We start from the raw sequence: 17,294 nt of genomic DNA, 5'->3' as shown, positions 1-17,294 counted from the left end.
CTTGCCGGCGACCGAGTGCGCAGCGCTCGCAGAAATCTGCGAAACGCCGCAAATTTACGACTGCTACGCAGCCGGTCGCCGGCAAGACGGATGGCCGCCCCCGCGCTCCTACAACGCTACGCGGCTGAKTGCCGCTTCGAAATCGCGCACAACCCCCGGTGTGTCGAACAGCGCAAACTGGAAAAGGTGCAGGGGYTGTTCTGAAAACAACCGCCTGAYGTACAGGCGGTTGCTGKYGTGGCCGYSCCCGCGCGCTCATCAAACATAAAATAACTTATTGATTTTATTGGCTATAAAATTCACACCCGTAGGAGCCCGCTTGCCGGCGACCGAGTGCGCAGCGCTCGCAGAAATCTGCGAAACGCCGCAAATTTACGACTGCTACGCAGCCGGTCGCCGGCAAGACGGATGGCTTGCCGGCGACCGAGTGCGCAGCGCTCGCAGAAATCTGCGAAACGCCGCAAATTTACGACTGCTACGCAGCCGGTCGCCGGCAAGACGGATGGCCGCCCCCGCGCTCCTACAACGCTACGCGGCTGATTGCCGCTTCGAAATCGCGCACAAACCCCGGTGTATCGAACAGCGGTGAGGTGTCGCGGGCCTGGATCAGACGCTGACGCAGGCCGGGCAACAGATCGGGCTCGGTCGCCAGTTGCACGGCGCGGTCTTCGTAGTCGGCCAGGGTGGTGGTGATCAGCTCCGGCAGATCCAGCGCCGTCAGCAGGCTGCCGGCCATGCGCGAGGCGAAGGTGCGGCCTGAGCGGGTGAGCACCGGCAGTCCCATCCACAGCGCATCGTTGGCCGTGGTTCCGGCGTTGAACGGGTAGGCATCCAGAAACAGGTCGGCGGCCGTGTAGCGCGCCAGGTACTCCGGCGGTGCCACCCGCGGGGCGAACAGCAGGCGAGCCGGATCGATGCCTTGCGCCTTTGCCCGGGTGCACAGGTTGTCCTGGGCCCAGCGGTTATCGGCCAGCAACCACAGCAGGCTGTCAGGGGCGCGCTGCAGGATGCGCATCCAGCAGTCGAAGACCTCCTCGTTGAACTTGTAGTTGTTGTTGAACGAGCAGAACACGAAGCGATCATCCGGCAGGCCGCACTGGGCCCGGGTCGGCAGGGCTGCCACCGGTCGTTGCCGGTCACTGCACTGGTAGATCTTGTCCAGGTACAGCGGCGTTTCGCTGTAGTAGGGTTTTTCGGTGTCAGGAATCAGGTAGCGGTCGGCAATCACGTAGTCGATGGCCGGCAGTCCCGTGGTGCCGGGAAAGCCCAGGTACGTCATCTGCACGGGGGCCGGCCGATAGGCCACGATGTCCGCGCGCGCCCCGGATGTCAGCCCGTGCAGGTCGATCAGGATGTCGATCTCATGGCTGCGGATGCACTGCGCCGCGGCCGCATCACTCATCGCACCGATGAGCACAAAATGATCCATGGCCTGTTTCACCCGCGCACGCAGCGGCGAGCCATCCTCGCGGCTCCAGCAGAAGCCGTAGACCTCGAAGCGCTCGCGGTCGATCAACTCGAACAGCTCGACCGTCAGCAATGACACGGCATGCAGGCAAAAGTCTGACGACAAGAAGCCGATGCGCAGCTTCTGGTGGCCATACCCTTGCGCCGTGGCCAGGGCCGGCACGCGCACATTGACCCTTTCCTTGACGAAATGCATGGCCGCTGCCAGTTGCAGGCCCGGGTCACCACTGCCGGCCAGCAACGCCAGAGGCGAAGACGCCTTGAGCAGATCGCCTTTGCTCAAACCTTCAGGCGCGTCGTACACCGGCCATACGCATTGTTTCTGACGCAGGTGCACCCAGTGTTGAATGACCTTGGGCTGGACCGGATCGGCCAGCAGGCTGGTGTGCAAAATGGCTTCGGCGGGCTGTAACTGGCGGGTTTCTTCCAGCAGCCGGCCCAGGTTGTTACAGGTCAGCACATACAGGTCACGGCTCTGCTGTGCATCGACCAGGCGCTTGTCGAGCATCGATTGCCAGGTGGCCAGTGCTTCCTGCGGCTTGAGCTGACGCTCCTGCAGCGAGCCCAGGTTGAACCAGGCCTGGGCGAATTCGGGGTTTTGCGCGATGGCTGCGCGATAGGCCTGCTCGGCGGCGTCTATTTGTCCAAGGCCGGACAGCGTAACGCCCAGGTTGAACTGAATGATGTAGTTGATCGCCGAATGACAATGCCCAAGCCAGCGCTGATACAGCGTCGCGACATCGTGGGGACGCTGGGCGGCATTGAGCTGGTCGGCGATCTGCAGCAGTTGCATCGGCTCCAGCGCAACACGTTCAGCGCGTTGCAAGGCGCTGGCAAACACCGCATCGAGGTCCGGGCTATCAAGGTTCTCGGTCTGCATTGAAGGCTCCACACAAAAAAATACCGGGCTTTCGCAAGCCCGGTATCAAGGTCTATCAAAGGTTTAACACTGAATATCAGCTAATCCAAGTCTGAACATCGGTGGCCACCAGCAATTGCACGTCACCGTCGTTGTACACGTTGTAGCTCGCGCCATCGACGGTTGCCGTGCCTGCCGCTTGCCACTCGCCGGCAGCGCCCTGGACGTGGACTGTATCGTTCTGGTCACCGTTGATGATCATCTGCACCGGTGCAGCAGCACCATTGCTCACATCAACCTGTCCGGCCTGGCCCAACTGGCTGACGGCCTGAGCATCCAGGGTCAGCGAGGTGGTGGCGCCGTTGTCGGCCGCCAGGTCGATGCTGCCCAGGGTATGGGCACCGACGACCGATACATCCAGTTGCGTCAGGTCGATGGACTGACCGCCGTTGCCATCGGTGCGGAACCACACGTCAGCAATGGTGTGGGTCTGGCCATCACCGGTTTCGAAGCTGCTGTGCAGCCCGATCAGGTTGCCGTGGTTCAGCTCGGTGGTAGTGGCCACGTCCAGGTTGAACTGGGTGATGCCCAGGTCTTTCAGGGTGTGCAGCTCGCCCGCCTCACTGATGCCATCGTTGTTGCTGTCGACCCAGACCTGCAGGGCACCGAACAACTGGTCGCCGGCATTTACTACGCCGTCGTGGTTGCTGTCCATGCTCTGGAGGGCTTCGAAACCGTCCTTGGCCAGCGAACCGTCCGGCAGGCGGAACGAGGAACCGAACAGTTCGGAGCCATCGTTGATCTGACCGTCGCCATTGACGTCCAGTACCAGCAGGCCATCACCGCCGGCAGTCCAGCCGGTGGCTTCCTTATGACCGTCGGCGTTGAGGTCAAAGCGCGCGCCGGTGGTCAGGTGGGAGGTCTGCACGCCGTCACCGTTGAGGTCCAGAACCAGCGGCGTGGACAAGGCCAGCGCGTCGATCTGGGCTGCACTCATCGCTTGCAGCTGCACGGCGGTGAAGGCATCGACCTGGGTCATTTTCAGGTGCGACAGCTGATCGGTGGTCAGTGCCGCCGCCTGGGTGGCGGTAAGCGCCTTGACTTGAGCGGTGGTAATCGCCGCCAGGTCAGCCGTTTCGATCGCGCGGACCTGAGCGGTGGTCAGCGCCGCGATATCGGCGGTTTCCATCGCCGCAAGCTGCGTCGATTTCAGGGCCACGATTTGCGCCGTGGTCAATGCAGCAACCTGGCCGGTGGTCATGGCCTTGATCTGTGCAGTGGTCAAGGCCGCGACATCAACAGTATCCAGAGCGGCGACCTGAGTGGTGGTCAAGGCCGCGATCTGGGTCGTTTTCAGCGCAACCACTTGAGCGGTGCTCAGCGCCTTGACCTGAGCGGTGGTCAGGGCTGCAGTCTGAGCGGTGGTCAGGGCCGCGACACTGGCCACCGACAGGGCGGCGACATCGGCGGTCTGCAGAGCAGCGACCTGGCCTGTGGTCAGGGCAGCGATCTGGGCCGTTTTCAGCGCGGCGACCTGACCTGTGGTCAAGGCGACGATCTGGGCGGTGGTCAGAGCAGCTACATCAGCGTTTTCCAGCGCGGCCACTTGAGTGACTTTCAGTGCAGCCACTTGGGCTGTGGTCAGGTTGGCCACCTGAGCGGTGGTCAGGGCCACGACTTGAGCGGTGGTCAATGCCGCCACATCAGCGGTTTCCAGCGCGGCCACCTGGGTGGTGGTCAGAGCGGCCACCTGAGTGACTTTCAGTGCAGCCACTTGCGCGGTGGTCAAGGCCACGATGCTACCGGTGGTCAGTGCCGCGACATCAGCGTTCTGCATCGCTGCAAGCTGGGTCGGTTTGAGCGCTGCCACTTGCGCAGTGGTCAGGTTGGCCACTTGAGCGGTGGTCAAGGCCACGACCTGAGCGGTGGTCAAGGCCGCCACATCAGCGGTTTGCATCGCAGCGACCTGGGTGGTGGTCAGGTTGGCCACCTGAGCGGTGGTCAACGCAGCCACTTGTGCAGTGCTCAAGGCCACTACTTGCGCGGTGGTCAGCTTGGACACCTGGGCGGTGGTCAGTGCAGCAATGCTGGCGACCGGCAGGGCGGCCAGGTCGGCCGTTTCAATGGCCGCCACTTGCGCGGTGGTCAGTGCCGCCACCTGAGCGGTTTTCAGTGCTGCGATCTGCGCGGTGGTCAATGCTGCGATCTGACCGGTGGTCAGCGCCGCGACATCAGCATTCTGCATCACTGCGATCTGTGCAGGCTTGAGTGCTGCCACTTGCGCGGTGGTCAGGTTAGCCACCTGAGCGGTGGTCAACGCGACGACCTGAGCGGTGGTCAGCGCCGCTACGTCAGCGGTCTGCATGGCCGCCACTTGCGTGGTGGTCAACGCCGCCACTTGAGCGGTGCTCAAAGCGGCCACCTGGGCGGTGGTCAAGGCCACAACCTGAGCGGTGGTCAATGCTGCCGTTTGAGCGGTAGTCAGCGCCTTGATGCTGGCCACCGGCAGGGCCGCCAGATCAGCCGTTTGAATGGCCGCCACCTGGGTGGTGGTCAACGCGGCAATCTGAGTGGTTTTCAGCGCAGCGATCTGAGCGGTACCCAGCGCAGCAATCTGAGCGGCGCTCAGAACTGCGAAATCGGCGTTCTGCATCGCCGCCACCTGTGCCGGCTTGAGTGCCGCCACTTGCGCGGTGGTCAGGTTGGCCACTTGGGCAGTGGTCAGGGCCACGATCTGAGCGGTGGTCAGGGCCGCTACATCAGCGGTCTCCAGCGCCGCGACCTGAGTGGTGGTCATCGCCGCGACCTGGGCTGTGGACAGGGCCACAACCTGAGCGGTGGTCAGTGCCGCGATCTGACCGGTGGTCAAGACCGCGACATCGGCGTTCTGCATTGCCGTGATTTGTGCAGGCTTGAGTGCCGCCACTTGCGCGGTGGTCAGGTTAGCCACCTGAGCGGTGGTCAACGCGACAACCTGCGCGGTGGTCAGCGCCGCGACATCAACGGTTTCCAGGGCGGCAACCTGCGCGGTGGTCAGGTTGGCGACCTGAGCGGTAGTCAGTGCTGCCACTTGGGTGGCAGTCAGTGCTGCCACTTGCGCGGTGGTCAGTTTGGACACCTGAGCGGTAGTCAGTGCGGCAATACTGGTGATCGGCAACGCCGCCAGGTCAGCCGTTTCAATGGCCGCCACCTGCGTAGTAGTCAGAGCCGCGATCTGGCTGGTTTTCAGGGCTGCTACTTGAGCAGTGGTCAGGGCTGCGATCTGACCGGTAGTGAGGGCTGCGACATCGGCGTTTTGCATCGCTGCGATCTGGGCAGGTTTGAGCGCCGCGACTTGGGCTGTGGTCAGATTGGCCACCTGAGCGGTGGTCAACGCGACAACCTGAGCGGTGGTCAGCGCCGCCACATCGACGGTTTGCATGGCCGCCACTTGCGTGGTGGTCAGCGCCGCCACTTGAGCAGTGGTCAGACCGGCCACTTGCGCGGTGCTCAATGCCACCACTTGCGCGGTGGTCAGCTTGGACACCTGAGCAGTGGTCAGTGCCGCAATGCTGGCGACCGGCAGGGCGGCCAGGTCGACTGTTTCAATGGCCGCCACTTGCGCGGTGGTCAGCGCCGCGACCTGGTTGGTTTTCAGCGCGGCCACCTGAGCGGTGGTCATGGCCACGATCTGACCGGTGGTCAGGGCCGCGACATCAACGGTTTCCAGCGCTGCAACCTGGGCAGGCTTGAGCGCAGCCACTTGGGCGGTGGTCAGGTTGGCCACCTGGGCGGTGGTCAGTGCTGCGACCTGAGCAGTGGTCAAGGACGCCACGTCGACGGTTTGCATGGCCGCCACTTGCGTGGTGGTCAGCGCCGCCACTTGAGCGGTGGTCAGACCGGCCACTTGCGCGGTGCTCAATGCCACCACTTGCGCCGTGGTCAGCTTGGACACTTGCGCGGTGGTCAGCGCTGCAATGCTGGCGACCGGCAGGGCGGCCAGGTCGACTGTTTCAATGGCCGCCACTTGCGCGGTGGTCAGGGCGGCGACCTGAGCGGTTTTCAGTGCCGCGATCTGTGCGGTGGTCAGGGCCACAATGCTGCCAGTGGTCAGGGCCGCCACATCGGCGGTTTCCAGCGCTGCGACCTGGGCAGGCTTGAGCGCGGCCACTTGAGCAGTGGTCAGGTTGGCCACCTGGGCGGTGGTCAGTGCTGCGACCTGAGCAGTGGTCAAGGACGCCACATCAACCGGTTGCATGGCCGCCACTTGCGTGGTGGTCAACGCCGCCACTTGAGCGGTGGTCAACGCCGCCACTTGAGCGGTGGTCAGGGCCACGATGCTGCCAGTGGTCAGCGCCGCGACGTCGACAGTTTCCAGTGCTGCAACCTGTGCAGGCTTGAGCGCGGCCACTTGCGCGGTGGTCAGGTTGGCCACCTGGGCGGTGGTCAGGGCCACGACCTGAGCAGTAGTCAGTGCCGCGACATCAGCGGTTTCCAAGGCTGCTACTTGCGTAGTGGTCAGGTTGGCCACTTGAGCAGTAGTCAGGCCTGCGACCTGGGCGGTAGTCAAGGCCACCACTTGAGCGGTGGTCAGTTTGGACACCTGAGCGGTGGTCAGGGAAGCAATGCTGGCGACTGGCAGGGCAGGAATATCATCCGTTTCAATGGCAGCCACTTGAGCGGTGGTCAAAGCTGCGACCTGAGCGGTGGTCAATGCCGCCACTTGAGCGCTGGTCAGGGCCACGATGCTGCCGGTGGTCAGGGCCGCGATATCAACGGTTTCCAGCGCTGCGATCTGGGCAGGCTTGAGCGCCGCGACCTGATCGGTGGTGAGGTTGGCCACCTGAGCGGTGGTCAGGGCCACGACCTGAGCGGTGGTCAGGGCTGCCACATCAGCGGTTTCCAGTGCCGCGACCTGTGCGGTGGTCAGGTTGGCCACCTGAGCGGTGGTCAGTGCCGCGACCTGAGCGGTGGTCAAGGCGACGACCTGGTCGGTGGTCAGCTTGGACACTTGCGCGGTGGTCAGTGCCGCAATGCTGGCGACTGGCAGGGCAGAAATATCAGCCGTTTCAATGGCCGCCACTTGCGCGGTGGTCAGGTTAACCACTTGAGCGGTAGTCAGTGCCGCCACTTGGGCACTGGTCAGGGCCACGATACCGTCAGTGGTCAAGGCCGCGACATCAGCGGTTTCCATTGCTGCGATCTGGGCAGGCTTGAGCGCCGCCACCTGATCAGTGGTCAGCTTGGCCACTTGGGCAGTGGTCAGTGCCACGATCTGAGCAGTGGTCAGGGCCGCGACATCAACCGTTTCCAGCGCCGCGATTTGCCCGGTGGTCAGTGCTGCGACCTGAGCGGTGGTCAAAGCGACCACTTGGGCAGTGGTCAACGCCGCGATGCTGCCGGTGGTCAGGGCGGCGACATCAACAGTTTCCAGTGCCGCGACCTGGGCAGGCTTGAGCGCTGCGACCTGATCGGTAGTCAGGTTGGCCACCTGAGCGGTGGTCAGGGCCACGACCTGAGCGGTGGTCAATGCCGCCACATCGGCCGTTTCCAGCGCAGCGACCTGTGCGGTGGTCAGGTTTGCTACCTGAGCGGTGGTCAGTGCAGCGACCTGAGCGGTGGTCAAGGCGACGACCTGATCGGTGGTCAGCTTGGACACTTGCGCCGTGGTCAGCGCAGCAATGCTGGCCACTGGCAGGGCAGCAATATCAGCGGTTTCAATGGCCGCGACTTGCGCGGTGGTCAGGTTGGCCACTTGCGCGGTGGTCAGTGCCGCCACCTGGGCAGTGGTCAAGGCCGCGATGCCATCGGTGGTCAGGGCGGCGACATCAACAGTTTGCATCGCCGCAATCTGTGCAGGCTTGAGTGCCGCGACCTGATCGGTGGTGAGCTTGGCCACCTGGGCGGTGGTCAGTGCCACGATCTGAGCGGTGGTCAGGGCGGCGACATCAGCCGTTTCCAGCGCTGCGATCTGGGCAGTGGTCAGCGCCGCCACCTGGGCGGTGGTCAGAGCGGCGACCTGAGCGGTGGTGAGGGCTGCGATACCGTCGGTGGTCAGCGCCGCCAGGTCCACGGTTTGCATCGCCGCGATCTGTGCAGGCTTGAGGGCAGCCACTTGTTCGGTGGTCAATTTGGCCACTTGGGCAGTGGTCAGTGCCACGATCTGAGCAGTCGTCAGCGCTGCTACATCAGCTGTCTCCAGCGCTGCGATCTGGGTGGTGGTCAAAGCCGCGACCTGGGCGGTTTTCAGTGCCGCGACCTGAGCGGTGGTCAGTGCCACGATGCTGTCGGTAGTCAGGGCCGCAACATCGACAGTTTCCAGCGCCGCGATCTGGGCAGTCTTGAGCGCGGCCACTTGCCCGTCGGTCAGGTTGGCCACCTGAGCGGTGGTCAGAGCCACGATCTGGGCAGTGGTCAGTGCCGCGACATCAGCGGTTTCCAGCGCCGCGACCTGGGTCGTGGTGAGGGCCGCCACTTGAGCGGTAGTCAGCTTGGCCACTTGGGCTGTGGTCAAGGCAACCACTTGATCAGTGGTCAACTTGGCCACCTGAGCGGTGGTCAGCGCTGCAATCTGAGCGGTCGTCAGTGCGGCGACATCAGCGGTTTCCAGCGCCGCGACCTGGGTCGTGGTGAGGGCCGCCACTTGAGCGGTAGTCAGGCCTGCGACTTGAGCGGTGGTCAAGGCAACCACTTGATCAGTAGTCAACGCAGCGGCTTGAGTAGTCGTCAGCGCCGCAATGCTGGCAACCGGCAGGGCAGCAATATCGGCCGTTTCAATGGCCGCGACTTGAGTGGTGGTCAGGTTAGCGACTTGAGCGGTGGTCAGGGCTGCCACTTGGGCCGTGGTCAGGGCCACGATCTGATCGGTGGTCAGTGCCGCAACATCGACAGTTTCCAGCGCCGCGATCTGGGCAGTCTTGAGCGCTGCCACTTGTTCGGTGGTCAGTTTGGCGACTTGGGCGGTGGTCAGGGCTGCGACCTGATCGGTGGTCAGTGCTGCGACATCGGCAGTCTCCATCGCCGCGACCTGGGTCGTGGTGAGGGCCGCCACTTGAGCGGTGGTCAGGCCGGCGACTTGAGCGGTGGTCAAGGCAACCACTTGATCAGTAGTCAACGCAGCGGCTTGAGTGGTCGTCAGCGCAGCAATGCTGGCCACCGGCAGGGCAACAAGATCAGTCGTTTCAATAGCAGCGACTTGACCGGTGGTCAGGGCCGCTACTTGATCGGTAGTCAGTGCCGCCACTTGGGCTGTGGTCAGGGCTACGATCTGTCCGGTGGTCAGAGCGGCCACATCGACGGTTTCCAGCGCTGCGATCTGGGTCGGCTTGAGGGCCGCCACTTGAGCAGTGGTCAGGTTGGCCACCTGGACGGTGCTTAGTGCCGCGACCTGAGCGGTAGTCAGGGCGGCGACATCGACGGTTTCCAGAGCGGCTACCTGGGCGGTGGTCAGGTTGGCCACTTGAGCGGTGGTCAGGCCGGCSACCTGAGCGGTGCTCAAGGCAATGACCTGAGCGGTGGTCAGCGCGGCGGTCTGGGTGGTGCTCATCGCGGCAAGGCTGGCGACCGACAGGGCAGCGATATCAGCTGTTTCAATGGCGGCCACTTGGCCGGTGGTCAGGGCGGCGGCCTGAGCGGTGGTCAAAGCGCCCACCTGGGCAGAAGACAGCGCCACGATCTGGCCAGTAGTCAGGGCGGCGACATCGACAGTTTCCAGTGCGGCGATCTGAGTCGACGTAAGGGCTGCGACCTGGGCGGTTGTCAGGTTGGCCACCTGGACAGTGCTCAGGGCCACGACCTGCGCCGTGGTCAGCGCCGCGACATCGACGGTTTCCAGAGCGGCGACTTGGGCGGTGGTCAGGTTGGCCACTTGAGCGGTGGTCAGGCCGGCGACCTGAGCGGTGCTCAAGGCAATNCCGGTGGTCAAAGCGGCGGCTTGTGCGGTGGTCAAGGCGCCCACCTGGGCAGAGGACAGCGCCACGATCTGACCTGTGGTCAGGGCGGCGACATCGACGGTTTCCAGGGCGGCGATCTGGGTCGACGTAAGGGCGGCCACTTGTGCGGTGGTCAGGTTGGCCACTTGAGCAGTGCTCAGGGCCACGACCTGAGCGGTAGTCAGGGCCGCGACATCGACGGTTTCCAGAGCGGCGACTTGRGCGGTGGTCAGGTTGGCCACTTGAGCGGTGGTCAGGCCGGCGACCTGAGCGGTGCTCAAGGCAATGACCTGAGCGGTGGTCAGGGCAGCGGTCTGGGCGGTACCCAATGCAGCAAGGCTGGCCACCGACAGGGCGGAAATATCAGCGGTTTCAATGGCTGCTGCTTGAGCCGTGGTCAGGGCCGCGGCCTGAGCGGTGGTCAAGGCGCCCACCTGGGCAGAGGACAGCGCCACGATCTGGCCAGTAGTCAGGGCGGCGACATCGACGGTTTCCAGCGCGGCAATCTGGGTCGGCTTGAGCGCGGCCACCTGGGCAGTGGTCAGGTTGGCCACCTGAGCGGTGGTCAGGGCTACGACCTGAGCGGTAGTCAGGGCGGCGACATCGACGGTTTCCAGAGCGGCGACTTGGGCGGTGGTCAGGTTGGCCACTTGAGCGGTGGTCAGGCCGGCGACCTGAGCGGTGCTCAAGGCAATGNGCGACATCGACGGTTTCCAGAGCGGCGACTTGGGCGGTGGTCAGGTTGGCCACTTGAGCGGTGGTCAGGCCGGCGACCTGAGCGGTGCTCAAGGCAATGACCTGAGCGGTGGTCAGCGCGGCGGTCTGGGTGGTGCTCATCGCGGCAAGGCTGGTGACCGACAGGGCGGCAATATCAGCAGTTTCAATAGCGGCCACTTGACCGGTGGTCAAAGCGGCGGCTTGTGCGGTGGTCAAGGCGCCCACCTGGGCAGAGGACAGCGCCACGATCTGACCTGTGGTCAGGGCGGCGACATCGACGGTTTCCAGNCCGGTGGTCAAAGCGGCGGCTTGTGCGGTGGTCAAGGCGCCCACCTGGGCAGAGGACAGCGCCACGATCTGACCTGTGGTCAGGGCGGCGACATCGACGGTTTCCAGTGCTGCAACCTGGGTCAGCTTGAGGGCCGCGACTTGCGCGGTGGTCAGGTTGGCCACCTGAGCGGTGGTCAGGGCTACGACCTGAGCGGTGGTCAGAGCCGCAACATCAATGGTTTCCAGCGCAGCCACTTGAGTAGTGGTCAGGTTGGCCACTTGATCTGTAGTCAACGCAGCCACTTGAGCGGTGGTCAAGGCGATCACTTGTGCAGTGGTCAACGCGGCTGCTTGAGCGGTGGTCAGTGCAGCAATGCTGGTAACCGGCAAGGCGGCAATATCAGCAGTTTCAATAGCGGCCACTTGGCCGGTGGTCAAGGCTGCTACCTGAGCGGTGGACAGGGCCGCCAGTTGGGCGGTGGACAGCGCTACGATACTGCCGGTGCTCAGGGCAGCTACATCAGCCGTTTCCATTGCCGCGATCTGGGCAGGCTTGAGCGCCTCTATCTGCCCGGTGGTCAGGTTGGCCACTTGAGCGGTGGTCAACGCCGCGATCTGAGCGGTGGACAGGACCGCAATGTCATCGGCTTCGATGGCCGCCGCTTGTGTAGTGGTCAAGGCGGCCACTTGATCAACAGTCAGGTTGGCCACCTGAGCGGTGGTCAAGGCAATCACTTGATCGGTGGTCAATGCAGCGGCTTGAGCCGTGGTCAGCGCGGCGATACTGGAGACCGGCAGGACAGCGATATCATCCGTTTCAATGGCGGCGACCTGGGTGGTCGTCAGCGCCACGACCTGAGCGGTGCTCAGGGCGGCTACTTGGGTACCGGTCAGCGCGACGATTTGACCGGTCGTCAATGCTGCAGTTTGTGCAGTGGTCAGCGCAACCAGGCTGGCCAGGGGCAGAGCCGCAAGGTCGTCGGTTTCGATGGCCGCTACCTGAGCGGTGCTCAGCGCGGCGATCTGAGTGGTTTTCAGCGCGTTTATCTGATCAGAGGTCAGGGCTACGACCTGGGCGGTGGTCAATCCCGGAAGTTGTTCTGTGGAAAACGTGCTCAGGTTGACCCCGGTGATGACCGCCACCTGATCGGTGGTCAGTGCTGCAACCTGGTCAGTGCTGAAAGCAGCAATGTCCTCAGTGCCAAGATCTGCGATGGTTGTGGTGCTCAAGGCAGCAACTTGCGCGGTAGTCAACGAAGAAATAAAGCTCATATACGCGTCCTGTTTAAGGTCATAACCGCGCCGTCAGCGTTGCCGCCTTAGCTTGATGTAAAGAATGGGTTGCCCATGTGTCACCGTTAGCGACCGGGGCTGAATAAACATTAAGAACTTTTTAAGTGGCTTTTTGCCTTTTTTGGTTTTTTGGTTATTAAAAAATTTTGTTTTAGAGGCTAAGGCCGATAAACGGTAGTATCACATAGCTATTACGGTTTTTTGAACAGCGCTTTTTTTCCGACGCGCGATCAACGGTACGGGTGCATGCAGGGTGCGTCATCACCTTGACCCCCTGTAGCTCTTCACCTAGTGTGCGTTCCAACCACCTCTGGCGATCCAGCAAGCGCCTGGATCGGCCCCGGCCACCAGCATTCTTCCGTCGCGCTATCGTTCGAAGGGTTTTCTGCAGCACCAGGCGGTGCCCGGAAAGCCCTCGGTGTGGGCACTAACTCTGAGGTAACAGCAATGATTGTGAACGGCGACAATTTCAACATCACCAACCTGCCCCTGTTCAAGCACAGCCTTGAAGGCTTGCGCCAAAGCGTCGCCACCCCGGACAGCTTCTACAGCTCCGATAACGTCATTTGCTGGAACCGCAACTTCAGCTTCATGACCGACGAAGGCTTCATGGAAATCATGCGCCGCAACGCCACCTCCAACATCGAGATGACGATCATCTGGCGTACCTACATCCTCTGCCACTTCGCCACGCTGGCCCGCAGCCTGCCGGGTGATTTTGTTGAAGTCGGGGCCTACAAGGGCAACACCGCCAATGTCATTGCCGATCGCATCGACATGGCCACCAGTGGCAAGCAGTACTACCTGTATGACGCGTTCGAGCATCAGGAAGATGATCCGCACCACGCCATGCCCGAGCATGGCCCGCAACTGTTCAACCAGGTCAAGGAACGCTTTGCCAACTACCCGTTCGTGAACGTTATCCAGGGGTATGTGCCGGATTCGTTCGCGCAGGGCTTTCCGGAGAAGATCGCCTTTGCCCACGTCGACCTGAACCAGGCGCCGGCTGAAGTCGAGGCGCTCAAGCGCATCGTCCCGAACATGGTGCCCGGCGGCGTGCTGGTACTCGATGACTATGGCTGGTGGAGCTACGGCTCGCAGAAAGCCGCCGAAGACCCGCTGCTGGCCTCGTTCGGCCTGAGCGTCCTGGAGTTGCCGACAGGCCAGGGCCTGGTGATCAAGCCCTACGCCTGATTGCATGCCCTGCCGGTCGCCCGGCCGGCAGGGCAGCAGGTTTCAGACCAGTTGGTTGTAAACCTCGACCGTGCGCTCGCACATCCGCTGCGCCGTAAATAACGCTTCGAAACGCGCCCGGGCCTGGACGCCGAAGCGGGCGGCTTCCTCGGGGTTGTCCCACAGGCGGCGCAAGGCCTCGCGCAGGGCCTGCGGATTTTCCGGCGGCACGGCCAGCCCGGTTTCGCCGTCGATATTGACGAACGTGGTACCAGTGCCGATCTCGCAGGAGATCATCGGCTTGCTGTACATCGACGCTTCCAGCAGCGATATACCGAATGCCTCCGAGCGCAGGTGCGAGGGGAACACCAGCGCCTGGCTCAGCTGTAGCAGGCAGGCTTTGTCTTCATCGTCCAGGCGGCCGAGAAAACGCACATTGCGCAATTGCAGGCGCTCGGCCTGTGCCTTGAGTTCCTGCTCCTGTGGGCCACCGCCCAGAATCAGCACCGGGTAATCCACACCTTCCAGGGCATCGAGTAGCGTGCTCAGGCCCTTGTAGTAACGCAGCACGCCGACGAACAGGAAAAACCGCTCCGGCACCTGTTGCTGCCAGTGCGCCCGGCGCTCGGGCGAGACCTGCGGGTACGCGGTCTCATCCAAGCCATATGGCACCACCACGGTCTTGTCGGCAAAGGGCTTGAGGGTTTCGCTGGTGCGCTGGTAATTGGGCGAGGCGACCAGAATGCGGTCCATGCTGCCCAGCATGCGGTTCATCAGCGGCGCATACAGCTTGAGCAGCGTTCGCTGCTTGATGATGTCCGAGTGATAACTCAGCACCGTCGGGCGACCATGACGGGTGGCAAAATGCACCAGGTCCATCATCGGCCACGGAAAATGAAAATGCACCAGGTCCGCTTCGGCGGCCATGGCCTTGAAGCGGGCAAAGGCGGGCAGTGAAAAACCGGTGGACGCCAGGTTGAAGTTTTCCTTGACCCGCACCACCGGGTGATCGGCCACCTGGATGCGCTCAGGCACTGGGTCGGGGCTCAGGGTCAACACCTGGCCTTCGACGCCAAAGGCGCGACTGCCCTGGCAGAGTTGAAACATGACCTGTTCGATACCACCGGTGGTGTCGGGGTAATAGGTCTTGAAGAAATGCAATACCTTCATGGGGGGGCTCGTTGGTAGGAGCGCGCTTGCCCGCGACCGAGTGCGTAGCGCTCGCAAAATCTCGGAAACGCTGCAAGTTTACGATCTGAAATCTGCGAAACGCTGCAAATTTACGACTGCTGACGCAGCCGGTCGCGGGCAAGCGCGCTCCTACAGCGGTCCGGTCAACCGGCTGACAACATCCAGCGCAGGGTGTCGTGCAGTGGCGGGGTCTGCCAGTCCGGCACATGGGTGCGCAAACGGGTGTTGTCGCCACACAGGGTCTTGACCTCGTTAGCCCGGACGAAGGCCGGGTTGACCTGCACGTCGATGGCCTGGCCGGTGATGTCCCGGCACATGTCCAGCACTTCACGCAGCGAGTGGGTCACGCCCGAGCAGACGTTGATCGTCTGCCCGATCGGGCGGCTTTGCAGCAGCCCGCGATAGGCGCTGACCACGGCCCGCACATCGCTGAAATCACGCCAGACATCCAGGTTGCCGAGTTCGATAGTGTCGGCCTTGCGGACAAAGTGCGACACGATCTTGGGCAGCAGGAAATTATCGGCCTGGCCGACACCCGTGTAATTGAACGGGCGGGCAATGATCAGCGGCAGACGGTCGTGCCAGAGGCTCGCCATGTATTCCATCGCCAGTTTGCTCACCGCGTAATCGTTGGCCGGTGCCGGCGCGGTCGACTCGTCGAGCAGACCGCTGGAGGCATTGCCGTACACGTTGGCACTGCTGGCCAGCAACACGCACTCAGGCGTCTTGCCGCAGGCCGCAATGGCCTCCAGCAGGTTACGGGTGCCGATCAGGTTGACCTGGTAAAACGCATCCGCCGCGCCGTGGCCGACAAAGGCCAGCGCGGCCAGGTGCACGACGATGTCCGGCTGGATGTCGGCCAGCAGTGTGCGCAGGCCAGCGGCATCCGTCAGGTCTGCCTGGTAGTAACCGGCACTGTTCGAAGGCTGGCTCCCGGTGCCGACCACCTCACAGCCGCAAGCGGCAAGCTCGGCGGCCATGAACTGTCCCGTGAAGCCATTGATACCTGTAATCAGGGCACGCTTACCGGCGATAGTCATCAGAACGAGAAGCCCTTTTCGTTGCGACGCAGGTCAGCTTCTACCATCATGCGGCACAGCTCTTCCAGGTTGGTCTTGGGCTCCCAGCCCAACACTTCCTTGGCCTTGGCCGGGTTGCCGATCAACAGCTCGACTTCGGCAGGGCGGTAGAACTTCGGATTCACCGCGACCAGCACCTTGCCGGTGGCAGCATCGATGCCTTGCTCGGCCTCTTCCTTGCCTTCCCACTGCAGGGTGATGCCGACTGCCTTGAACGCCATGCTGACGAAGTCACGCACGGTTTCGGTACGGTTGGTGGCCAGTACGAAGGTGTCCGGCTCGTCAGCCTGCAGCATGCGCCACATGCCTTCGACGTATTCCTTGGCAAAACCCCAGTCGCGCTTGGCGTCCATGTTGCCCAGTTCCAGCTTGTCGAGCAGGCCCAGTTTGATCTTGGCCACCGAGTCGGTGATCTTGCGGGTCACGAACTCACGGCCGCGCAGTGGCGACTCGTGGTTGAACAGGATGCCGCTGGTGGCGAAGATGCCGTACGACTCGCGGTAGTTGATGGTCATCCAGTGCGCGTAGAGCTTGGCCACGCCATACGGGCTGCGCGGGTAGAACGGCGTGCTCTCGATCTGCGGGATGGCCTGGACCTGGCCGAACATCTCGGAGGTCGACGCCTGGTAGAAGCGGATCTTGGTATTGACGATGCGAATCGCTTCGAGCAGGTTCACAGCACCCAGGCCGGTGATTTCGGCGGTGGTCACCGGCTGGTCGAACGACACACCCACGAAGCTCTGGGCCGCGAGGTTGTAGACTTCGGTGGCTTCGGTGGTTTGCAACAAACGAATACTGGCAGAAAGGTCGGTCAGGTCGTATTCGACCAGGTGCAGATTCGGGTTGTTCTGGATGCCCAGTTCTTCGATACGCCAGAAGTTGACGGAGCTGGTACGGCGATAAGTGCCGTAGACGGTATAGCCCTTCTCGAGGAGCAGTTCAGCCAGGTAGGCGCCGTCTTGACCTGTGATGCCGGTAACGATTGCTTTCATGCTGGGGGTTTTACTCCATTGAAAAGAGTGGATAGCCAAGGACGACTGGCGCAAACATCGGCCAGTAAACGAAAGGACGCGATGATACAGGTTAGGCCGCTTATATACGACCCGCCAGGCCATGTGACTGGTGGCGCGGGGTCTGTATCGAAACAGCAGAAATGTTGTAGTCCGACAGCGCCCCGAGGGGGCGAGAGCGGCTAACTGACACTCAAAGCGGTATTTAATTCCCTTGTTTCATTCAGGTGAAGTACACCGGCCTGTGCACGGCCTTGACATACAGGCCTCGAGGCCGCTGAACCAATGGCCTGTTGCCTCATCCAACCCCCTCTTCAATACGTTC

General features: G+C 62.6%; 9 protein-coding genes. 1 reads left to right on the top strand and 8 read right to left on the bottom strand.

Annotation, left to right across the window (positions count from 1 at the left end; all coding sequences use genetic code 11):
• Positions 1-520: 520 nt before the first annotated feature.
• From ASF84_RS04955 to ASF84_RS30095, 5 genes are all read right to left on the bottom strand, one after another.
• A complete protein-coding gene (locus ASF84_RS04955) occupies positions 521-2,347 on the bottom strand; it encodes an O-linked N-acetylglucosamine transferase, SPINDLY family protein (protein ID WP_056835860.1) in 1,827 nt (608 codons plus the stop codon).
• Between the two features lie 76 nt (positions 2,348-2,423).
• Complete coding sequence (locus ASF84_RS29520; protein ID WP_236709368.1) at positions 2,424-10,211, bottom strand: hypothetical protein; 7,788 nt, start codon at positions 10,209-10,211, stop codon at positions 2,424-2,426.
• 7 nt (positions 10,212-10,218) lie between these two features.
• Positions 10,219-10,925 (bottom strand): hypothetical protein (locus tag ASF84_RS30105; RefSeq protein ID WP_442963021.1); only part of this gene is annotated, 707 nt, incomplete at its 3' end.
• Between the two features lie 8 nt (positions 10,926-10,933).
• Positions 10,934-11,241: hypothetical protein (locus ASF84_RS30100; protein ID WP_442963017.1), on the bottom strand; the 308-nt coding region annotated here is incomplete at its 3' end.
• A 1-nt stretch (position 11,242) separates the two neighbouring features.
• The coding region (locus tag ASF84_RS30095) for a hypothetical protein (RefSeq protein WP_442963016.1) at positions 11,243-12,495 on the bottom strand (1,253 nt) is incomplete at its 3' end.
• A 468-nt stretch (positions 12,496-12,963) separates the two neighbouring features.
• On the opposite strand from ASF84_RS30095, the gene ASF84_RS04945 reads away from it, so the two are divergent.
• Positions 12,964-13,710, top strand: coding sequence for a class I SAM-dependent methyltransferase (locus ASF84_RS04945; RefSeq protein WP_056835856.1), 747 nt, complete (start codon positions 12,964-12,966; stop codon positions 13,708-13,710).
• Positions 13,711-13,752: 42 nt separating this feature from the next.
• On the opposite strand, the gene ASF84_RS04940 is transcribed toward ASF84_RS04945, so the two are convergent.
• The 3 genes from ASF84_RS04940 to gmd form a co-directional block, all read right to left on the bottom strand.
• A complete protein-coding gene (locus tag ASF84_RS04940) occupies positions 13,753-14,859 on the bottom strand; it encodes a glycosyltransferase family 4 protein (protein ID WP_056835854.1) in 1,107 nt (368 codons plus the stop codon).
• Positions 14,860-15,023: 164 nt separating this feature from the next.
• A complete protein-coding gene (locus ASF84_RS04935) occupies positions 15,024-15,920 on the bottom strand; it encodes a GDP-mannose 4,6-dehydratase (protein WP_056835853.1) in 897 nt (298 codons plus the stop codon).
• Positions 15,920-16,951, bottom strand: a complete 1,032-nt coding sequence (gene gmd / locus ASF84_RS04930; RefSeq protein ID WP_056835850.1) for a GDP-mannose 4,6-dehydratase — start codon at positions 16,949-16,951, stop codon at positions 15,920-15,922. The genes ASF84_RS04935 and gmd overlap by 1 nt, the downstream gene beginning before the upstream one ends.
• Between the last annotated feature and the right edge of the window lie 343 nt (positions 16,952-17,294).

It is taken from the genome of Pseudomonas sp. Leaf127 (assembly GCF_001423155.1).
Taxonomy (GTDB): domain Bacteria; phylum Pseudomonadota; class Gammaproteobacteria; order Pseudomonadales; family Pseudomonadaceae; genus Aquipseudomonas; species Aquipseudomonas ovata.
Note: the sequence above shows the minus strand (reverse complement) of the source record. Positions and strands in the feature narration are given on the sequence as shown.

Bases quoted from the DNA above. Each gene is read 5' to 3' on its own strand.
- ASF84_RS04955 (WP_056835860.1), bottom strand. From the start codon at position 2,347: ATGCAGACCGAGAACCTTGATAGCCCGGACCTCGATGCGGTGTTTGCC.
- ASF84_RS04945 (WP_056835856.1), top strand. From the start codon at position 12,964: ATGATTGTGAACGGCGACAATTTCAACATCACCAACCTGCCCCTGTTC.
- ASF84_RS04940 (WP_056835854.1), bottom strand. From the start codon at position 14,859: ATGAAGGTATTGCATTTCTTCAAGACCTATTACCCCGACACCACCGGT.
- ASF84_RS04935 (WP_056835853.1), bottom strand. From the start codon at position 15,920: ATGACTATCGCCGGTAAGCGTGCCCTGATTACAGGTATCAATGGCTTC.
- gmd (WP_056835850.1), bottom strand. From the start codon at position 16,951: ATGAAAGCAATCGTTACCGGCATCACAGGTCAAGACGGCGCCTACCTG.